We start from the raw sequence: 20393 nt of genomic DNA, 5'->3' as shown, positions 1-20393 counted from the left end.
GCCCGGGCGCGAGCCGCCCGTGTCGAGCTGGATCGTGGAAATCGCGCGCTTGTAGATGCCTTGCAGACCCACGGGGGTGCGCAGCATCACCAGGTACTGGTCGAACGACTCGATACACCCCGTCAGACGAATGCCGTTGACGAGATAGATTTCAACACGCTTACGTTCCTTGCGCGCCGAATTGATGAAGTCGTTTTGCGGATGGGATTCTGCGGGATTGGCCATTGAGGTGCGGCAGGAGCCTGCGTCAGAGAATATGTTGTGCGTGTGTGTGGCGTGTTCGTCCACAAGGTGTTTGGCGGGATTCTACCCTGTTCAATCGGGAAACGCGCAGTCGTGATTGTGTCGAACCGTAACCCACTATAGACGTTCCAGCGCATTTTCGCGATTCGGCCGAACGGTCAATGCCATTTCGTTACGCCGCGTTACGACTCTCGCAGCGCCGTATCACCTTGGTTCCCGCCCGACGCGTACATTGGCTGCGCGAGCCGGGCGGGCCGGTATATCAGGGATTGAGAACATGGACAAGAGACGATGGGCGGGGTGGGTCGGGGTCGTGGCGTTGCTGGCTTCCGGCAGTGCGATGGCGGGGCATGTCGACCTGTCGGTCGGCATCGGCGTACCGGTCGCGCCGGTCTATGTCGAGCCGGCGCCGGTCTATGTGGCGCCGCAGCCGGCCGTGGTCGCCTATCCGGGCTATGGATACGGCTACTACGGCGACGAGGACGACGATCGCTATCGCAAGTGGCGCAAGCACTATTACAAGCATTGGCACCGGCACCATGGCGGCGACGATGACGATTGAGCCCGAGGCCAGCCCCGCCGGCGCGCATCAGAACGCGTAGTCGGGGTTTTTCGGGTCGAATGCGGTGTCGTCGAGCGTCGCCGGCGCGATTTTCTCGATGACGATCCGCTCGAAGATCTTGCCGTCGTTGTCATAGGACTCGACGGTCCGGAAATAGGGCGCGTGCAGATCGAGCCCGAGGACTTCCTTCTTCGCGTAGAACTGCGGCCGGCCGGTCGGTGTTTCGTAGGTGAGCGCGACCACGCGCACGCCGCCGATCGTCCTGGCTTCCACATCGGTCGGCCGCTGCACGCCGGCTTCCACGTATTTCTTCCCTTCGGTCAGGTACAGGTTCGTGATGAACTCGGTACCGAGATCCTTCACCTGGTGATTCGACTGCGCGCGTGCGAGTGCGCCGTCGAGTGCCGTCCACAGCGGAATCTTGCCGAGCAGGCCGCCGAGGTGCCCGTACATCTCGTCCTTGCGCTGCGTCGTGTCGTAGATGGTCTCCTGTCCGGCATGCGCACCGCCCGGCAGCCATTTCGCATAGACGCGCAGCGGCTCGCGGGTGGTCTTCACGAGCATGCGGTCGGGCGTATCGGACCACTTTCCGCTGATGCGCTCCTGACGCACCATCGTGAACTGGTACGACGGATAGCCGTTGGGGCCGTTACGGATATAGAGCGGCACGGCGAGCGGATCGAGTGCCTTGAAGAGCGCCGTGAGCGTCGCGTCGTCGAGTTGCGCGAGCGTGCCGCGCTGTGCGGCCGTGCGCAGCCAGCGCGCCTGCTGCGCGACCGGCTCGCGGGCGACTTTCGCGAGGTCCGCCGGCAGCGCGATGCCCGCGGCCGCGCTTGCGGCATCGGCCGTTTCCTGGGCATGCAGGCCCGCCTGTCCGAGCGACAGCAGGCAGGCGACTGCCACGGCGGCGGCATGCCGCGCGTGGTGCTTCTTTCCTTCGTTCATCGACGGCGTCTCCCTGGGCGACGGATCGTTCAACCTTGCTTCGCGGCCTTGATTTTGGCGAGTTCTTCGTCGCGCAGCGCGCGGCGCAGGATCTTGCCGACGTTCGTCTGCGGCAGCGCGTCGCGGAACTCGACGAATTTCGGCATCTTGTAGCCGGTGAGGTTCTTGCGGCAGTGCGCGAGCACATCGTCGGTCGTCAGCGACGGGTCGCGGCGCACGACGAACACCTTGATCCGTTCGCCCTGTACCTCGTCCGGAATGCCGATCGCCGCGGCTTCGCTGATGCCCGGATGCATCACCAGCACTTCCTCGATCTCGTTCGGGTACACGTTGAAGCCCGACACGAGGATCATGTCCTTCTTGCGGTCGATCAGGCGGATGAAGCCGCGTTCGTCCATCACGCCGATGTCGCCGGTGCCGAGCCAGCCGTCGGCGTCGATCACCTTGGCCGTCTCGTCGGGGCGCTGCCAGTAGCCGCGCATCACCTGCGGGCCGCGCACGCACAGCTCGCCCGGCTCGCCGACGGGCGCCCAGGTGCCGTCCTCACGGCGAAAGCGCACGACGGTGGACGGCGCGGGCAGGCCGATCGAACCGCTGAATGCGGCCATGTCGTTCAGGTTGACGGGGTTCATCGTGACGATCGGCGAGCATTCGGTCAGGCCGTAGCCTTCGACGACCGGCCGGCCCGTCACCTGCTGGAAGCGTTCCGCGACCGCGCGCTGCATTGCCATCCCGCCCGCCATCGCGAGCTTCAGCTTCGAGAAATCGCGCTTGCGGAATTCCTCGTTGTCGAGGAACGCGTTGTACAGCGTGTTGATGCCGGTGATCCCGGTGAACGTCTCGTTGCGGATGATCTTCATCACCATCGTCATGTCGCGCGGGTTCGCGATCAGGATGTTGCGCCCGCCGAGCCCCATGAAGATGAATGCGTTCACCGTCAGCGAATAGATGTGATACAGCGGCAGCGGCGTGAGCACGGTTTCGACGTCGCCCGATACCTGGTCGGCGATCCAGGCCTTCGCCTGCAGCAGGTTCGCGATCAGGTTGCCGTGCGTGAGCATCGCGCCTTTCGCGACACCCGTCGTGCCACCCGTGTATTGCAGGAATGCGAGGTCGTCGCGCGTCGTCTGCACGGGCTGCGGCTTGCTTCGCGCACCGAGCGCGAGGGCGGAGCGCAACCGGATGGCCTGCGGCAGGTGGTAGGCCGGCACGAGCTTCTTCACGTGCTTCAGCACGAAATTGATCAGGCGTCCTTTCGCATTGAAGCCGTCGGCGAGGAGGTCGCCGAGCGCGGTGACGACGATGTTCTTCACCTGCGTTTCCGGCAGCGCATCCTGCAGCGTGCGCGCGAAATTCTCGAACACGACGATCGTCTGCGCGCCGCTGTCCTTCAGCTGGTGCGCGAGTTCGCGCGCGGTATAGAGCGGATTGACGTTGACGACGATCGCACCGGCTTTCAGCGTGCCGAACAGCGCGACCGGGTACTGGAACGTGTTCGGCAGCATGATCGCGACGCGGTCGCCAGGTTTGACGCCGAGGCTTTGCAGATACGACGCGAACGCGTCGACTTTCTGCGCGAGCGTGCGATAGGTCATCGATGCGCCCGCGCTCACATAGGCGACGCGCTCGGCGAAGCGGCTCGTGCATTCGTCGAAGAACTGCACGAGCGATGCGTATTGCGTGACGTCGATGTCGTGCGGGACGCCGGGCGGATATGACGCGTACCAGATGCCGTCGGTGTTCGGCGGAACCTGGGCCGCTGCGGTTGCTGCGGAAGATGACATGACATGTCTCCGGTCTTTGCTCTCGGCGAAGGCCGGCGCTTCAGCGCCGGCCCGTGCCCCGTGCCGCACGGTCGATCGGCGGGGCGCCTCGGCGCTCCGCATGACCGCGCGTTTCAATCAAATCGTGAACAGGAAGCCGCGCGCGGCCTCGCGCGCTCAGTTCGTGGAATGCAGCGTCGCCGTATCGGCGGTGGCCGCGCCCGACGACGGCAGCCCGAACGCTTCGCTTGCGCCTGCATCGTCGAGCACGGCCGCGAAGATCGACAGTTGCGCGCTGTCGGGCATCGGCGCTTTCAGCGCGGCGACGATCAGCGACGACAGCCGCGCGATCATCTGCACGTCGTTCATCGTGCGGCCTTGCGAGAACTCGTCGATCAGGCTTTCCGTTTCGGCGCCGGCGAGCGCGCCGGAGAGTGCACCGATCGCGAAGTGCAGCCGCCAGCCGAGCTCCGTGCGCGGCAGGTGCGGCAACGCGCGCTGGAATGCGTCGAAGAAGCGGCCCGCGACGCTTGCGTAGTGCGCGGTCAGGAAGTTGCGCACGAACGGCGACGGATCGGTGTACGCGCGGCCGATCAGCCGCAGGAACCCGGGCCCGCCGCGTTCGGGATTGCGCGATGCCTTCAGCGCGGGAATGAACATCGCGCCGAGCACGTGCTCGCAGGTGATGTGCGTGCCGAGTTGCGCATCGAAGCGGTCGAGGATACCGAGGCGTTCCTGGTTGAGCTGGTCGAGGCGGCGCGACAGCATCGCGTGGATCAGCGCTTCCTTGCTGCCGAAGTGGTAGTTGACCGCGGCGAGGTTGACCGCCGCGCGCGAGGTGATCTGGCGCATCGACATCGCCTCGAAGCCATGCTCGATGAACAGGTCCTCGGCCGCATCGAGGATGCGCGCCTTCGTCCCGCCGGTCTGCCGAGTGCCGGATGACCTTGCCCCGGACGGCCGTCCCGCGGATGGCCGCCCCTCCTGACTTACTGCCATGTCCCGCCTCCCATGCCGGTCGCCCGGCCGCGAACTGGTGATTTGATTATCTGATTCAAACAGTCGTTTTTATTAAGATAAAAAAGGGCGAGCGGAGCGGGCAAGCGGGGAATCTGGACAAATTCCTCTAGTTCGATGTGCGAATGCGGAAAGTATCGCGCGCGCCTTCGACAGGGCGGGGCACGCGCGATGGTGCAATGCGGCAATGCGCGGGATCAGGCGACCGTGCTACGCGTATTGACCGATTGCGTCATGTCGATGCCGCGCCGCTCGCGGCTGAACAGGATCAGCACGGCGATCACGACGGCGACGATGCCGGCCACGAGCGCGAGCGCGAAGCTGTAGTTGTTGTTGTGCGAAACGGCGAGCGAGGCCTGCATCGTCGCGTTGCCCGACGCGAGCAGGTTGCCGAGCTGGTAGACGACGCCGGGGAAGGTCGCGCGGATCTCGTCGGGCGAGATCTCGTTCAGGTGAACCGGGATCACGCCCCACGCACCCTGCACCGAGATCTGCATCAGGAACGCCCCCGCGGCGAGGGCAACCGGGCCGCTCGAGAACGCCCACAGCGGCAGCACGGGCAGGGCGATCAACGCAGCGATGAAGATGGCACGACGCCGGCCGATCCGCTCCGAGATCGAGCCGAACGACAGGCCGCCGACGATGGCGCCGATGTTCAGCACGATCGTGATCCACGACACGGTATGCGGATCGAAATGATGCTGTTCGCGCAGGAACGTGGGATAGAGATCCTGCGTGCCGTGCGAGAAGAAGTTGAACGCGGTCATCAGCACGATCGCGTAGATCGTGAGCTTCCAGTTCTGCTGCAGCGTGGCCCCGAGGCTCGGGCGCGGGCGTTTCTCCATCTGCTTCCACGCCGGCGATTCGGGCACGTGGGCGCGCACGTACAGCACGAGCAGCGCGGGCAGCACGCCGACCATGAACATCCCGCGCCAGCCGATGTATTGGTAGAACAGGCCGAACACGACGGACGCGAGCAGGTAGCCGCTCGGATAGCCGGCCTGCAGCAGCCCCGACACGAAGCCGCGTGCATGGGTCGGCACGGTTTCCATCGTCAGCGCGGAGCCGACCCCCCATTCGCCGCCCATCGCGACGCCGAACAGCGCGCGCAGCACGAGCAGCGCGGTCAGGCTCGGCGCGAAACCGGATGCGAGTTCGAGCAGCGAGTAGCACGCGATGTTGACCATCAGCGTCGGGCGGCGCCCGAAGCGGTCGGCGAGCCGGCCGAAGATCAGCGCGCCAAGCGGACGCATCGCGAGTGTCAACGTGAGCGCGAACGCGACGGCGGGAATCGTCGATCCGAATTCGGCGGCGATGTCCTTCAGCACGAAGACCATCAGGAAGAAATCGAACGCATCGAGTGTCCAGCCCAGGTAGGCGGCGATCGTCACGTTGCGTTGTTCGCGGGTCCAGCTCATGTCCGAAGTCTCCTCGTTGGCTTGCGCGCTTACGATGTGCATGCGGATGCCGGCCCGGCTTGCGCGCGGTGCGGGGGCATGGATCGAGTGTAGGCCGCGGCGCTTGGCGATGTGGGGCGCGATAACGCCGAATCGGGAATAATCCCTAGGAAATGAACTGTTTCGGATTCGGCAACGGCGCTGCGCGAAACCGGCGGCAGGCCTCTGTATCATTCCGGAAGGCTGTTTGTATCTGTTTTGTAATGCGTCCGGTGAGCATCGTCACCGAATCAGGAGTCCAGATGACTGAACCTTCCGCCGCCACGCTGCCCGTGCTCGAAACTGCGCGGCTGTGGCTGCGTCCGCGCGTACTGGCCGATCTCGATGCCTGCATCGCGATGGATCGCGATCCTGAGGTCACGCGGCACATCGCGGGCCCGTGGCACGATCCCGTCGAGCATCGGCGCTTCGTCACGCACCGGATCACGCGCGACTATCCGCCGGGCCTCGGCTACTGGTCGATCTTCGAGAAGGCCGCGCCCGATGCGTTCATCGGCTGGATCCTGCTGATTCCGGACTATGCGGATGGCGCGCGCGATGTCGAGATCGGCTGGCGGCTGGTGCGTGCAACATGGGGGCGCGGCATCGCGAGCGAGGCCGCGTCGGCCGTCGTGCGCCACGCCTTCGACACCGTGCGCCTGCCGCGCGTGATCGCCGATATCGCGGAGGCCAACGGCGGCTCGTTGAACGTCGCGCGCAAGCTCGGGATGCGCCGGGTGAGCGTCGTGCACGATGGCATTCCCTACATTCGACATCGTCTCGAACGCAACGACCTGCGCGTGTAGCGCGGCGCGTGCGTACACGGGCAGTTGTCGTGGATCGTCAACCGGATGCGTATCGAGGTCATGACGTATTAACGGCTCGTGCGTTCAGGAGTATCGTTGCCGGAATTTCGCAACATGGGGTACGACCATGGCACTCGGCACCGATGTTCACCTGATTCCCGTCAAGCTGGAAGAACTGCGTCCCACGCAGATGACGGTCGGCTATCGCGAAGTCAAGGCGAAGCGCAAGCACTGGAAGGGGCTCAGCAAGCGCGCGCGCAAGACCGCGATCGAATCGCACTGGTTCCCGGCCGTGCTCGGCCCGGGCGGGCTGCACTACATCACCGATCATCATCATCTCGGCCTCGCACTGATCGAGGAAGGCGAGGCGCGCGTGAACGCGATGCTGCTGAAGGACCTGTCGTGGCTCGACGACACGATCTTCTGGCGGATGATGGAACACAACCAGTGGGTGCATCCGTTCGGCGCGGACGGCACGCGCCGCGACTACGCGAATCTGCCGAAGGTGCTGACGGCGCTCGTGGACGATCCGTACCGCAGCCTCGCCGGCGAGCTGCGCACCGCGGGCGGCTACGCGAAGGACGCGACGCCGTTCAGCGAATTCCTGTGGGCCGACTACCTGCGCCAGCACGTGTCGCTCGACCAGATCCGCAAGAACTTCGCGAAGGCGCTCGATATCGCGCTGCATCGCGCGCACGAGCAGGATGCACGCTATCTGCCCGGCTGGTCGGGCGTCATCGCCGTCAGGCCCTGAGCACCTCATGACGACTGCCCCGATCCGCCCCGATGCCGGCCCGCAGCATGCCGAGCATTTCTCCGCGCTCGACGCGGCCTCGCCGCCGCCGACGCGGCGCATCGGCCTCGACGCGCTGGCCGGCCTGTCGATCGCGGGCTTGCTGATCCCCGAGGCGGTCGCGTACGCGGGGCTGGCCAACCTGCCGCCGCAGGCCGGTCTCATCGCGTTGCTGTCGGGGCTCGTCGTCTATGCGCTCACCGGCAGCAGCCGTTTCGCGATCGTGTCGTCGACGTCGTCGTCGGCTGCCGTGCTCGCGGCGACCGTGCTCGCGGAGTCGGGAATGGCGCTTGCCGCGCAGCTCGCGCTGGCGGCGGCGCTCGTCGCGATGACGGGCGTGCTGTTCATCCTGGCGGGTGCCGCGCGGCTCGGCGGCATGTCGGATTTCGTCGCGCGGCCGGTGCTGCGCGGCTTCACGTTCGGCCTCGCGCTGACGATCGTCATCAAGCAGTTGCCGAAGATTCTCGCGATTTCCGTGCAGCACAGCGATGCGCCGCATGTCGCGCTCGACCTGATCAGCGGTGCGCCGCACGCGAATCTCGCGAGCGTCGTGCTCGGCGCGACCGCGCTGGCGTTGCTGTTCGCACTCGGACGGAGCACGCGGGTGCCCGCGACGCTCGTCGTGATCGTGCTGTCGATCGCGGCCGGTTATGCGGTCGACTGGCAGCGATACGGCATTGCGATCGTCGGCCACATCGACTTCCGGCATATCGAGTTCGGCCTGCCGACCCTCGACCGCAACGCATGGATGCAGACCGTCGAGCTTGCGTTCGCGCTGATGCTGATCCTGTATGCGGAGTCGTACGGATCGATCCGCAACTTCGCGCTGAAGCATGGCGACAGCGTGTCGCCGAACCGCGACCTCGTCGCGCTCGGCTGCGCGAATCTCGTGTCGGGCCTGCTGCACGGGATGCCGGTCGGCGCCGGGTATTCTGCGACCTCGGCGAACGAAGCGGCCGGCGCGCAGTCGCGCTTCGCGGGCCTGTGGGCGGCGGGCGTGGTCGCGCTGATCGTGTGGCTGCTGCTGCCGCAGCTCGCGCGCACGCCGGAGCCCGTGCTCGCGGCGATCGTGATCTTCGCGGTCAGCCACTCGCTGCATCCGTCGGTGTTCCGGCCGTACTGGGCCTGGCATCGCGACCGGCTCGTCGTGATCGCCGCGCTGCTCGCGGTACTCGTGCTCGGTGTGCTGCACGGGCTGCTCGCGGCCATCGGCGTGAGCCTGCTGCTGACGCTGCGCAAGTTGTCCGAGCCGAACGTCAGCGTGCTCGGCAGGCTGCGCGACAGCCATGATTTCGTCGACATCGCGAGCCACGCCGACGCGAAGCCGGTGCCGGGCGTGCTGATCGTGCGGCCCGAGGCGCAACTGTTCTTCGCGAATGCGGACCGGATGTTGAACCGTGTGCGTGCGTTGATGAAGGCCGCGCCGGACACGCATACCGTGATGCTGAGCCTTGAGGAAACGCCGGATGTCGACGGCACGACGATCGAATCGTTGCGCACCTTTGCGGCCGAATGCGCGGCGCGCGGGTTGCGGCTCGCGCTCGTGCGGCTCAAGGTGCACACGCTGCATGCATTGCGCCGCGCGGCCGACGATACGCTTCACGACGATGCGATGTCCGAACTGAGCGTCGACGAGAGCCTGCAGCTGCTGCGGGCCGGGACGCCGCCGGACGGCAGCGGCGGACCGACCGCCGCGTGACGGGGCGGTGCACCGGTAGGTGCTATTGCGAAACTGCAGTGTCGGCAGTGCGATCGATCATGTCGGTCACTTCGGCCGCCGTCGGCGCATAGGCGCCTGCATGTGCACAGGCGACCGCCGCGCACGCGGCCGCGTAGCGCAGATGCTCGGCGGCTGACGCGTCGGGACGCGCCAGCTGGCTCGCGAGCCAGCCGCCGATGCTTGCGTCGCCGCAGCCGACGGTGTCGGCCACCTCGGTCGGGAACGCGGGCTGGAACAGCACGGTGTCGCGATGCAGTAGCTGCATGCCCGATGCGCCGCGCGTGACGAGCATCGTTGCGTCGGGCGCCCACGTGCGCAGTTGCGCGAGCGCGGCGGCTTCATCGAGTTCGGGAAACAGCCCCCGCAAATCCTCGTCGGACACCTTGATCCAGTCGGCGAGCCCGGCCAGCCGGCGCAGCGTGTCGCGATACGACGGCGCGGCCATCGGCGCACGGAAGTTCGGGTCGAACGAGATTCGCTTGCCGGCCGTTCGCGCGGCCTGCGCGACTTCGATCAGGCGCGCCGCGAGCGGCTCGCGAACGACGCCGAGCGAGCCGACGTGCACGATCTCGGCCGCATCGAGCGCACCGGCGGGCAGGTCCGCCGGATCGAACGCGAGATCGGCGCTGTTCTCGCCGATGAAGAAATAGTGGGGCGGCTGCTTCGACACGACCATCGCGAGCAGCGGCGCGCGATCGACCTGCCGGATGAAGCGCGGGTCGAGCCCGGCGTCGGCACTCTTGCGCATCAGTTCGTCGCCGAAGATGTCGCGGCTGACCGTGCCGGCGAAGGCCGTCGGCACGCCGAGTCGCGCGCCGACGCGCGCGACGTTCCAGCATGAGCCGCCGGCGATGCTGTGCCAGTGCTGCGCGTCGTCGCGGATGAAATCGGTCAGCGCTTCGCCGAATACGATCAGGCGGGGGAACGTCGTCGTCATGTCGAAACCTTGTGCCGTGGCGTTGCGCACGGCCGTACAGCGGTTGATCCGAAAAGGCGGGCAGTGCGGGGCCGTCGCGCGTGGCGACACGGCCCGGCACCGCCCGGTTGCGCGGGCGGACAGGCGGCGCGATCAGCGCGGCGAGCTCCAGCCCTTGTAGGTCTTCACGTTGTCGCGCGTGATGAGCGTCGGCTCGATCAGGATCATCGGATTGGCCGGCTTCTGGCCGTTCATGATCCCGTAGCCGACGTTGACCGCCTGCTGCGCCATGGCCCAGGGATCCTGGCTCGACGACGCCTGCACGAGCGTGTTGGACTTGAGCGCGACCTCGATGTCGGGTGCGCCGTCGACCGACGTGATCACGATGCCCGGACGGTTCAGCTGCTTCGCGGCGAGGTCGCTGCCGATCGCCTGCGGGTCGTTGATCGTGAACACCGCGTCGAGCTTCGGAAAGCGCGTCAGGTAGCCTTGCATCGCATTCATCCCGCCTTCGCGCGAACCCTTGCCGTCCTGGTCGCTCGACAGCACCTTGATGCCGGCGTTTTTCGCGAGCACGGCCTTGCAGCCGTTGACGCGATCGATCACGGCCGATACCTGCGGGCCGTTCTCGATGATCACGTTGCCCTTGCCGTTGAGTTTCTTCGCGATGTAGTCGCACGCGAGTTCGCCGGCCTTCACGTTGTTGGTCTGCACGGTCGCGTTTGCGCCCGCCGCGGCGACGTCGACCGCGACGACCGTGATGCCGGCCGCCTGCGCTTTCTTCACTGCCGGCTCGATCGCCTTCGGATCGGTCGCGTTGAGCAGGATCATGTCGACGTGCGCGGAGATGAAGTTGTCGATCTGCGTGAACTGCTTGTTCAGGTCGTAGTCGGCCGAGACGGCCGTGACCTTCGCATTCGGATTGAGCTGCTTGGCGCGTGCTTCGGCACCCTTGACGATCGTGACGAAGTACGGATTGCCGAGCGACCCGACCGTGACGCCGATCGATTTGAGCGGCTTGTCGGCCGCGTGTGCGGCGGAAGCGCCGAAGGCGAGTGCGCAGGCGACGGCGGTCAGGGCGGCTTTGTGCTTGAGCATGTCGTTGTGTCTCCGAGTTGTTGGTGAACGGGCGCAGGCGAACCGGCCTGCGCCGCAAGGTTGAATCGACGGGAAGGATCAGGTGCGCGCCGAGTCGCGCTGGCGATAGCGATCGAGCGCAACGGCGCCGATGATCACGAGGCCCTTGATGATGTACTGCCAGATGTCGGACACGCCGAGCAGCACGAGGCCGTTCGTCAGTACCGCGATGATCAGCGCACCGATCAGCGTGCCGACGATCGAGCCGACGCCGCCGACGAAGCTCGTGCCGCCGAGGATCACCGCGGCGATCGCGTCGAGTTCGTACGACTGGCCGAGCTGCAGGCCGTTTGCCGCATAAAGCCGCGCGGCCGACATCACCGCGCCGAGCCCGGCGAGCAGGCCCGACGCCGCATAGACGAACATCTGGATCGCCCGCACATTGATGCCCGACAGGCGCGCGGCTTCCGGATTGCCGCCCACCGAATAGATGCGCATCCCGAGCACCGTGCGGCGCAGGATGAACCACGAGATCGCGATGACCGCGCACGCGATGACGACGAGCCAGGGCACACCGAGGATCGTGCCGTTGCCGATGAACGCGAACGGCAACTGAGGATTGAACACGGTGGTGTCGTTGCCGATCAGGCGCGCAACGCCGCGCACGGCCGTCATCGCGCCGAGCGTGACGATGAACGGCGGCAGGCGCAGGAACGAGATCAGGCCGCCGTTGATCGCGCCGAACACGAGGCCGACGACGAGCGCGAACGGTACGCCGAGCCAGCCCCAGCCCGGAATGGTCGACGCGAGCAGCGCCGCGACGGCCGCGGCGGCGAGCACCGAGCCGACCGACAGGTCGATGCCGCCCGTCAGGATCACGAAGGTCATGCCGGCGGCGAGCACGATGTTGATCGACGCCTGCTGCGTGACGATCGACAGGTTCTGCAGCGTGAAGAAGCCGTCGGTCAGGAAGCCGAAGCCGATGCACAGAACCAGCAGCACCGGCAGCATGCCGGCGGTGCGGATCAGCGACTGCATGCGGGCGCGGTGATCGGCGCCGCGCAACAGCGGCGTACGGTTGCCCACCGGATGGGCCGTCGCGGAAGCGAGGTTCCGCTGCTTGGTCGGGTTGATCATGTCGGTAACCTGAATGTAAGAGTGAACTGAAAGGGCGGGCTCAGTGCGCGTCGGCGAGTTCGGCCTGCGAGCCGGTGGCGAGCGCGATGATGGCTTCCTGCGTGATGGGCGTATGCGTGTGGCCGCCGAGCTCGCCCGCGATCTCGCCTTCGCGCATCACGAGCACCCGGTCGGCGACGCCGATGATCTCCGGCAGTTCGCTCGAGATCACGATCACACCCACGCCGGCGCGGGCCAGTTCGTTGATGATCCGGTAGATCTCGGATTTCGCGCCGATATCGACGCCGCGCGTCGGTTCGTCGAGGATCAGCACGCGCGGCTTCGTTTCGAGCAGGCGCGACAGCAGCACTTTCTGCTGGTTGCCGCCTGACAGCGCGCCGACGTTGACGTTCGCGTGGGGGACGCGGATCGACAGCGATGCAATTGCGTCGCGTGCACGTTCGGCGCCGCGCGCGAGGTCGAGCGCACCGAGCCGCGCATCGCGGTTGCAGACCGAGATGTTGATGTTGTCGCGTACGCTCATGTCGAGGAACAGGCCCTGGCGCTTGCGGTCTTCGGTCAGGTAGACGAGGCCGGCGTCGATCGCGTCGCGCGGCGAGTGCGCGCCGAACGTGCGTTCGCCCACCTTCACGCTGCCGCGCACGCGCGGTTCGGCGCCGAAGATCAGCCGCGCGAGCTCGGTGCGGCCTGCGCCGACGAGCCCCGCGATGCCGAGCACTTCGCCGGCGTGCAGGTCGAGGCTGCAGCCGCGCACGCGCGCGCCGTCGGCGATGTCGCGTACCGACAGCAGCAGGTGGCCGGGGTCGTACGGCGCGTGTTCCTTCTTGTAAAAGCCGGAGATGTCGCGGCCGACCATCATCGCGACAAGACGCTCGGCCGACAGCGATGCGCGCTCGAGCGTGCCGACATACGTGCCGTCGCGCAGCACCGACACACGGTCGGACAATTCGTAGATCTCCGCCATCCGGTGGCTGATGTAGATGATCGCGAGACCTTCCTCGCGCAACTGGCGGATCAGGCGGAACAGGTGTTCGGTCTCGCGCGACGACAGCGGCGTGGTCGGCTCGTCCATCACGAGGATGCGTGCGCGGGTGTGCACGGCGCGCGCGATCTCGACGAGCTGCTGTTCCGCGATCGACAGCGTGCCGACGAGCGTGTCGGGCCCGAACGATGCGCCCAGGCGCGCGAGCACGTCCTCGCAGCCGCGTGCCATTGCCGCGCGGTCGATCGTGCCCCAGCGCCGGTTGCCGCGCCGCAATTCGCGGCCGATGTAGATGTTTTCCGCGACGCTCAGGTTCGGGGACAGGCACAGCTCCTGGTAGATCACCGCGACGCCCGCATCGCGCGCGGCAAGCGGGCCGTCGATGTCGATGCGTTCGCCGTCGATCAGGATCTCGCCGCCGGCGTCGGCGCGGTATGCGCCCGACAGGATTTTCATCAGCGTCGATTTGCCCGCGCCGTTTTCGCCCATCAGCGAGTGGATCTCGCCGGGATAGACGGTCAGGCTCACGTTGTCGAGCGCGCGCACGGCCGGGAACGTCTTGCTGATCCCGCGCATCTCGAGCAGCGGACGGGGCGACTCAGATCGCGACATGGTTGACCTCCTGCGAGTCGGTGCGGGCGCCCTTGAGGATGCCGGCCCGCGGGGAGAAGTTGAAATACATCGGCAGCGTGGCTGCGCCGATCGCGCCGGCGTCGGCGCCGAACGTGCCGCGTACGAGCACCGGCGTGCCGCGCGCTTCGGGCGCGGTGGCCACGAGCGCGGCACGCAGGCGCGTTGTCACCGCGTCGAGCAGGCCTGCGTCGGTATCGGCGTCGAGCACGACCACCGGCGCATCGACCACACACAGCACCGCGCGCAACGCAGGTGCGAGCGCGTCGACGCAATCGTCGATCCATTCGTCGACGGCGGGCAGGCCGCGAGCGATGCAGGCTTCGAGATCGGCCCGGTTGTCGACCGTCTCGCCGTGATGGCGCAGATGGCGCACGAGCGCATGCAGCGACGCGCGCGCGAGCAGGATGTCCCACGGGCCACGCGGCGGCGGCGCGGAAGCGAGCCGGCTCGGCGGCACGGGAATCACGGCGATGTCGCCCGCGTTGCCGGTCAGGCCGCGCAGGCAGTCGCCGTCGATCGCGATGCCGCCGCCGATCGCCGGCCCGATGAACAGATAGACGAAGTCGTCGCACTGCCGGCCGTATCCGTAGAAGAGCTCGGCGATCGCGGCCGCATTGCCGTCGTTTTCGCCGAATACCGGAAGCGACAGCATGCGACCGAGGTCGCTTGCGAAATCGACGTCTTCCCACGCGCGGAACGTGTCGGGTGCGAGACCGAGTTCGCGCATCCACGCGCCGAGGTTGTAGGGCTGCGCGACGCCGATGCCGGCCAGGCGGGCGCGCTCGTGGTCGGGGAGCAGGGCCTGCATCGCTTCGATGTCGTGGCGGACGATCTCGAGCACGTCGGCGGGCGGGGGCAGCAGCGTGTCGTGCGAGCGGCGGCCGAGCACGTCGCCCGCGAAGTTGACGAGCGCCGTTTCGATGCGCATGCGGTCGAGATGGACGCCGATGCCGAACGCGCCGCGCGGGTCGAGGCGAATCAGCGAAGCCGGCTGACCGCGCTGGCCTTCGGTGCGGCCCGCGAATTCGATCAGCTTCGCGTCGGCGAGCGATGTGATGATGCTGCCGACCGCCGTGCCCGTCATGTTCGCGAGGCGGGCGAGGTCGGCCTTTGACGCGCTGCCTGCGCGGCGCAGCGTCTTCAGCAGCAGGCGCTCGTTGTAACGGCGCACGTTGGCCGAATTGCTGCCCTGGCCGAAGTGCGGGCTTCTCATGGCGTCTCCTTCCATGGCGCGCCGTGCAGCGGCGCATTAAATAAATCACGTTGATTTATTTAACCGCGTGAACGCCGACATGTCAGCCTAGGGAAATCCCGGTTTGAGGTGGGGGCGGGGATGGTAATGCGGGGCGTCCGGAATCGAGGATGGATCGCGGAAGCCCGGTCATTCAGGCGGAAGGTGGCGTGGGTGGTGGCATGAACCCGGGGTAGTGGGTTGTCGCCGGATTCGCAGCATGCCGTCGCGGTTTGCTTGCGCTGGCGGCGCAAATCGAAGCGACTGGGTCTGCTCGCGAAGATGAGGAGGGAGGTTTTTCCGGAGCCGGAAATGAAAAAAGGTCGGCTAGAAGCCGACCTTTTTAAAAACAGATGGTGCCCAGGAGAGGACTCGAACCTCCACGATGTTGCCACCGCTAGGACCTGAACCTAGTGCGTCTACCAATTCCGCCACCTGGGCACGTTTTGCAGTAGCTGCTTGCTGCAAAGAAGCGAAATTATAGCGCGTCTTTGGCGGCTGTCAACAGGATTTGAGGTCGCGAACGAAAATAATTTGACGGATTTGTTTGGGCATCGAGCGAGGTGCGCAAACATCGCGGGAGCGACCGACGTGCATCGTTGAACTTGTGATGGGCGGATGTGCGCGGGCTGATCCCTCCGGATGCCGGGAATGCAGGCGGGCCGACTGGAACGAGCTTTTTTAGGAAGTGGAAGGTCAGGCGGGAGGGGCTGGGTCGCACATGTGTAACCCGAGTCGCGCTTGCAAGTGCAGCCCTTCGACGCCCCGCTCGGAGCAAGCAAGCGCATTGCTTCCAGGGCTTGAAATGAAAAAAGGCCGGCTAGAAGCCGACCTTTTTAGAAAACAGATGGTGCCCAGGAGAGGACTCGAACCTCCACGATGTTGCCACCGCTAGGACCTGAACCTAGTGCGTCTACCAATTCCGCCACCTGGGCACGTTTCGCTTGCTGCGATGCGAAGACCGCTATTCTAGCGTGTCGGCGCAGCCTGTCAACACAATTTCATTCAAAGCGATAAAAATATTGCCCCTCGTGCGACGGATTCTCACGCGCCGACCGGAATCGCGCGTTTCGCGTCGAAGTTCCAGCGCTGCGCCTGACTCGTGTCGACTCGCACCGGCAGCAGTCCGGCCGCGAGGAACGTGTCGGCGATCTTCTGCTGTTCGCCGAAGTTTTGCGCGACCACGGCGCGAACGAGATAACTGCGCCGCGCGTTCGCGCGCGCGATCGTCGCCGCGTCGAGCCCCCAGATCGGCGCAAGCGTATTCGCTGCGTCCTGCGGGTGGTCGCGCAGCCACGTGCCGGCCTGCGACAACTGGTCGAACAGGATCTGGACGACGTCGGGCCGCGCAGTGGCGAAGCTGGTCGACGCAAGGTAGTAGCGCTGGTATGACGCGAGTCCGTTGCCGTCGGCGAGAATCCGTACGTCGGGATTGCGGTCGACCGATGCGACATAGGGATCCCACGTGATCCATGCATCCACGCTGCCACGCTCGAACGCCGCGCGGCCGTCCGCGGGCGTCAGGTAGTGGATCGTCGCATCGGCCGGCCCGAGCTTCGCGCGTGCGAGTGCGGCAAGCAACAGGTAATGGCTGCCGGCCGCCTTCGTGACCGCAATGCGCCTGCCCTTGAGATCGGCGAGCGTACGCAGTGTGCTGTCCTGCTTGACGATGATCGCCTGCGCTTTCGGCGAAGGCGCTTCCTGTGCGACGTACACGAAACGCGCATGGGCCGCTTGTGCGAAGACCGGGACCGTGTCGGCCACGTCGGCGCTGAAATCGACGGCGCCGATGTTGAGCGCTTCGGTCAGCGGCAATCCGCTCGCGAATTCATGCCACGACACGCGCAAGCCGAGCGGCGCCAGCGCCTGCTCGAGCGCGCCGCGCATCTTGAGCAGCGTGATGAGTGTCGACGACTTCTGGTAGCCGATGCGCAGCACATCGGGTGCGTTCTCGGCGCGCACTCGGACGCCGGCGGCAGTGAGGCCTGCGGCCAGCATCGCGCGCGCGAATGCGCGGCGGTTCATCGGCGTCATGGATCGTGCTCCTTGTCTGGTTCGTTGCATTGAAGCGAGCCGGCTAACGTACCAACAGGGCGAGCGGACGATAACCGATAAATTCTGCTATCGATCCTGCTGGCGGGCATAAGGGCGGGGCCGCCCGTGATCGCGGCGCGTCCATGCATGTGCGGTCGATCGATGCCTTCGGGTTGCATTTGATTGCATAGTCAAATATAGTCAGCGCAGAAATATCGAAGTCAGCGATTGACGTAAGCGTGAGCAACACCCGCGCGGCACGTCGATCGCATTTTTTCAATCACTTATCTGACTTGTCAGTTAATTTTGCTCGGCGCCGGGGCTGTTCGCGTGGCGCCCGATCAGAAGGACATCCGATGAAGCCGTCCGAAAGTCCTGGTACGCCGGCGCCCCTGGCCGGCGCCCGCTTTATGCTGGGAACGCTGGCAGTGGCGCTCGCCACGTTCATGAACGTTCTCGATTCGTCGATCGCCAACGTCGCGATTCCAACCATTTCCGGCAATCTGGGCGTGTCCATCGACGAGGGCACGTGGGTCATCACGCTGTTCTCGGCGGCCAACGCGGTGTCGATCCCGCTGACCGGCTGGCTGACGCAGCGGGTCGGGCAGGTCAGGCTGTTCGTCTGCGCGATCCTGCTGTTCGTGCTGTCGTCGGCTGCGTGCGGGCTCGCGCCCAACCTGACCGTGCTCCTCGCCGCCCGGATCGTTCAGGGTGCCGTGGCCGGGCCGCTCGTGCCCTTGTCGCAGGCGTTGCTGCTGGCTTCGTTCCCGAAGGAGAAGAGTTCGAGCGCGCTGTCCCTGTGGGGGATGACGGCGACCGTCGGGCCGATTGCCGGCCCCGCGCTCGGCGGCTGGATTACGGACAACTACAGCTGGTCGTGGATCTTCTACATCAACGTGCCCGTGGGGTTGTTCGCGGCAGCCGTGATCTGGGTGCTCTATCGCAACCAGGAAACGCCGGCCCGCAAGCTGCCGATCGACAAGGTCGGGCTGATCGCGCTGGTCGTGTGGGTCGCCGCGCTACAGGTCATGCTCGACAAGGGCAAGGATCTCGACTGGTTCAATTCGTCGACGATCTGGATCCTGACCATCGTGGCGGTGGTCGGCTTCGTGTTCTTCCTGATCTGGGAGTTGACCGAGGCGCGTCCGATCGTCGATCTCAGGCTGTTTGCACAACGAAATTTCCTCGGCGGAACGGTGGCGATTTCGATTGCGTTCGCGGTATTTTTCGCCAACCTCGTGATCCTGCCGCAATGGATACAGGGCTCGCTCGGTTATCCGGTGGTCAATGCGGGCCTCGTCACCGCGCCGCTCGGTATCTTCGCGGTGATCCTCGCGCCGATGGTCGGCAAGGTGATGCCGAAATCGGACATGCGTGTGCTCGTCACGTTTGCGTTTCTCGGGTTTGCCGGCGTGTTTTTCATGCGCTCGCGCTATACGACGGGCGTCGATACATGGACGCTCGTGGTGCCCACGCTGCTACAGGGCATTCCGACGGCGTTCTTCATGACGCCGCTCACGTCGATCATCCTGTCGGGGCTGCCGCCCGAGCGCATCCCGGCGGCGGCCGGCCTGTCCAATTTCGCGCGCGTCTTCATGGGTGCGGTCGGCACGTCGCTCGCGAGCACCGCCTGGAACGACCGCACGATCCTGCATCACGCGCAACTCGCCGAGCAGGGCAGTGTGAACAATCCGATCTTCGCGAGCGCGGTTGCCGGCGTGCAGAGCGCGCTCGATGCCGGTGCGCCGAAGGCACTGACGTTCCTCGAGACGACGTTGAATGCGCAGGCGACGATGCTGGGGCTGAACGACGTTTTCTGGCTGTCGTCGGTGATTTTCGTGCTGATCATCCCGCTGGTCTGGGTGACGAAGCCGGGCAAGGGGGTGGCAGCCGGAGCCGCGGCGGCCGGCGGGCACTGAGCCGGTGCGGGCGGCGCGTATGCGGGGTGCCGCGTGTCTTGAAAAATCGTGATGTCGCAATTATTGTGTGGGTCAACAATATGCGACTCAGCGAGCACGATGGAACACTACACGCCGAAGAATTTCCTGCACACCGAAAGCGTGGGGTTTGTGCTCGTGAAAGCGCGCAACCTGATCACGTCCGAGATGGATGCGGCATTGAAGGATCTCGATATCACGGCGCAGCAGATGGGCATCCTGCTGTCCCTGCGGACCGGCAGCGCGGCGACGCCTTTCGAATTGTCGAAGCTGCTCGGCGTCGACACCGGGCTGATGACGCGCGTGCTCGACAAGCTGGAGGACAAGGGGCTCGTCGAGCGTTCGCGCAGCGTGAGCGATCGGCGGGTGGTGAACCTCGCGCTGACCGAAGCGGGGCAGGCGGTTGCCGCGCAGATTCCGGAGATTGCGCCGAAGGTGCTCAATGCCCGCTTGCGGAAATTTTCGAAGTCCGAGTTCGACGAGCTGACCCGGCTGTTGCGCAAGTTCATCGGCGAGTAAGTCGGGCGTTCGTTTCCTGGCGCTGAGAATGAAAAAAGGCCGGCTGGAAGCCGACCTTTTCAAAAAACAGATGGTGCCCAGGAGAGGACTCGGTCACACATGCGCGACCCCGGCTGCGCTTGCAAGCGCAGCCTTTCGAGTCCTCGCGCAAAGCGCGCAGGCGCTTTGCTTCCTGGGCTTGAAATGAAAAAAAGCCGGCTGGAAGCCGACCTTTTCAAAAAACAGATGGTGCCCAGGAGAGGACTCGGTCACACATGCGCGACCCCGGCTGCGCTTGCAAGCGCAGCCTTTCGAGTCCTCGCGCAAAGCGCGCAGGCGCTTTGCTTCCTGGGCTTGAAATGAAAAAAGGCCGGCTAGAAGCCGACCTTTTTAGAAAACAGATGGTGCCCAGGAGAGGACTCGAACCTCCACGATGTTGCCACCGCTAGGACCTGAACCTAGTGCGTCTACCAATTCCGCCACCTGGGCACGTTTTGCAGTAGCTGCTTGCTGCAAAGAAGCGAAATTATAGCGCCCCAATTAATCGTGTCAACACTTTTTTGCGATGCACTGCAAACCGGGCTCCACCGCGCCTGTCGGCGGCATTCCCCGTCATTTGGCGACACAGGCGGGTGATAGAATGACCCGCCGCCGTCAATATAG

At 65.6% G+C, this 20393-nt stretch carries 17 protein-coding genes and 3 tRNA genes; 6 read left to right on the top strand and 14 right to left on the bottom strand.

From position 1 onward, the window contains the following. On the bottom strand, positions 1–225 hold a 225-nt coding region (hfq, locus tag ABY44_RS39905), incomplete at its 3' end, for an RNA chaperone Hfq (protein WP_006416540.1). A 295-nt stretch (positions 226–520) separates the two neighbouring features. Between hfq and ABY44_RS39900 the strand changes: the two genes are divergently transcribed. Continuing rightward, complete coding sequence (locus ABY44_RS39900; RefSeq protein WP_060172084.1) at positions 521–805, top strand: PXPV repeat protein; 285 nt, start codon at positions 521–523, stop codon at positions 803–805. A gap of 27 nt (positions 806–832) precedes the next feature. Here the strand turns inward: ABY44_RS39900 and ABY44_RS39895 are convergent, their stop codons facing one another. The 4 genes from ABY44_RS39895 to ABY44_RS39880 all read right to left on the bottom strand — a co-directional run bounded on the left by ABY44_RS39895 (position 833) and on the right by ABY44_RS39880 (position 5948). Further along, positions 833–1750, bottom strand: coding sequence for a DUF1571 domain-containing protein (locus ABY44_RS39895; RefSeq protein ID WP_060172086.1), 918 nt, complete (start codon positions 1748–1750; stop codon positions 833–835). A gap of 29 nt (positions 1751–1779) precedes the next feature. Next, positions 1780–3534 (bottom strand): AMP-binding protein, encoded by a 1755-nt coding sequence (locus tag ABY44_RS39890; RefSeq protein ID WP_060084808.1) that lies wholly within the window; start codon positions 3532–3534, stop codon positions 1780–1782. A gap of 156 nt (positions 3535–3690) precedes the next feature. After that, positions 3691–4512, bottom strand: a complete 822-nt coding sequence (locus ABY44_RS39885; RefSeq protein ID WP_027787655.1) for a TetR/AcrR family transcriptional regulator — start codon at positions 4510–4512, stop codon at positions 3691–3693. A 215-nt stretch (positions 4513–4727) separates the two neighbouring features. Further along, a complete protein-coding gene (locus ABY44_RS39880) occupies positions 4728–5948 on the bottom strand; it encodes an MFS transporter (protein ID WP_027787654.1) in 1221 nt (406 codons plus the stop codon). 281 nt (positions 5949–6229) lie between these two features. Between ABY44_RS39880 and ABY44_RS39875 the strand changes: the two genes are divergently transcribed. The 3 genes from ABY44_RS39875 to ABY44_RS39865 all read left to right on the top strand — a co-directional run bounded on the left by ABY44_RS39875 (position 6230) and on the right by ABY44_RS39865 (position 9264). Further along, on the top strand, positions 6230–6772 hold the full coding sequence (locus ABY44_RS39875; RefSeq protein ID WP_027787653.1) for a GNAT family N-acetyltransferase: 543 nt from the start codon (positions 6230–6232) through the stop codon (positions 6770–6772). A gap of 127 nt (positions 6773–6899) precedes the next feature. After that, positions 6900–7526: a ParB-like protein gene (locus ABY44_RS39870; protein ID WP_060172088.1), complete on the top strand. Its 627-nt coding sequence runs from the start codon at positions 6900–6902 to the stop codon at positions 7524–7526. Between the two features lie 7 nt (positions 7527–7533). Beyond that, complete coding sequence (locus tag ABY44_RS39865) at positions 7534–9264, top strand: SulP family inorganic anion transporter (RefSeq protein WP_060172090.1); 1731 nt, start codon at positions 7534–7536, stop codon at positions 9262–9264. A 22-nt stretch (positions 9265–9286) separates the two neighbouring features. Here the strand turns inward: ABY44_RS39865 and ABY44_RS39860 are convergent, their stop codons facing one another. From ABY44_RS39860 to ABY44_RS39825, 8 genes are all read right to left on the bottom strand, one after another. After that, positions 9287–10222 carry a carbohydrate kinase family protein gene (locus tag ABY44_RS39860; RefSeq protein ID WP_059700107.1) on the bottom strand — a complete coding sequence of 312 codons (936 nt, stop codon included), beginning with the start codon at positions 10220–10222 and terminating at the stop codon, positions 9287–9289. 132 nt (positions 10223–10354) lie between these two features. Next, positions 10355–11299, bottom strand: coding sequence for an ABC transporter substrate-binding protein (locus tag ABY44_RS39855; RefSeq protein ID WP_059700109.1), 945 nt, complete (start codon positions 11297–11299; stop codon positions 10355–10357). A 78-nt stretch (positions 11300–11377) separates the two neighbouring features. Further along, the gene (locus ABY44_RS39850) at positions 11378–12415 is read right to left on the bottom strand and encodes an ABC transporter permease subunit (protein ID WP_021161550.1); all 1038 of its coding nucleotides are present in this window, start codon (positions 12413–12415) and stop codon (positions 11378–11380) included. Between the two features lie 40 nt (positions 12416–12455). Further along, positions 12456–14009: a sugar ABC transporter ATP-binding protein gene (locus tag ABY44_RS39845; RefSeq protein WP_060172092.1), complete on the bottom strand. Its 1554-nt coding sequence runs from the start codon at positions 14007–14009 to the stop codon at positions 12456–12458. Continuing rightward, entirely contained in the window at positions 13996–15243 is a 1248-nt protein-coding gene (locus ABY44_RS39840; RefSeq protein WP_060172094.1) for an ROK family protein, read from the bottom strand. Before ABY44_RS39840 ends, ABY44_RS39845 begins: the two co-directional genes overlap by 14 nt. 372 nt (positions 15244–15615) lie before the next feature. After that, a tRNA-Leu gene (locus tag ABY44_RS39835) sits at positions 15616–15702 on the bottom strand. A gap of 407 nt (positions 15703–16109) precedes the next feature. After that, positions 16110–16196 (bottom strand) — tRNA-Leu (locus ABY44_RS39830). Positions 16197–16305: 109 nt separating this feature from the next. Further along, the gene (locus tag ABY44_RS39825) at positions 16306–17295 is read right to left on the bottom strand and encodes an aliphatic sulfonate ABC transporter substrate-binding protein (protein ID WP_060172096.1); all 990 of its coding nucleotides are present in this window, start codon (positions 17293–17295) and stop codon (positions 16306–16308) included. Positions 17296–17651: 356 nt separating this feature from the next. Between ABY44_RS39825 and ABY44_RS39820 the strand changes: the two genes are divergently transcribed. Then, on the top strand, positions 17652–19214 hold the full coding sequence (locus ABY44_RS39820; protein WP_060172098.1) for a DHA2 family efflux MFS transporter permease subunit: 1563 nt from the start codon (positions 17652–17654) through the stop codon (positions 19212–19214). A gap of 99 nt (positions 19215–19313) precedes the next feature. Continuing rightward, complete coding sequence (locus ABY44_RS39815; RefSeq protein ID WP_027787644.1) at positions 19314–19751, top strand: MarR family winged helix-turn-helix transcriptional regulator; 438 nt, start codon at positions 19314–19316, stop codon at positions 19749–19751. A gap of 381 nt (positions 19752–20132) precedes the next feature. Here ABY44_RS39815 and ABY44_RS39810 read toward each other — a convergent pair. Then, positions 20133–20219, bottom strand: a tRNA-Leu gene (locus tag ABY44_RS39810). Positions 20220–20393 lie beyond the last annotated feature (174 nt).

Source organism: Burkholderia sp. ZZQ-2, from assembly GCF_050768715.1.
GTDB classification, from domain to species: Bacteria; Pseudomonadota; Gammaproteobacteria; order Burkholderiales; family Burkholderiaceae; genus Burkholderia; species Burkholderia cepacia.
This window is presented reverse-complemented; position numbering and strand designations above follow the sequence as displayed.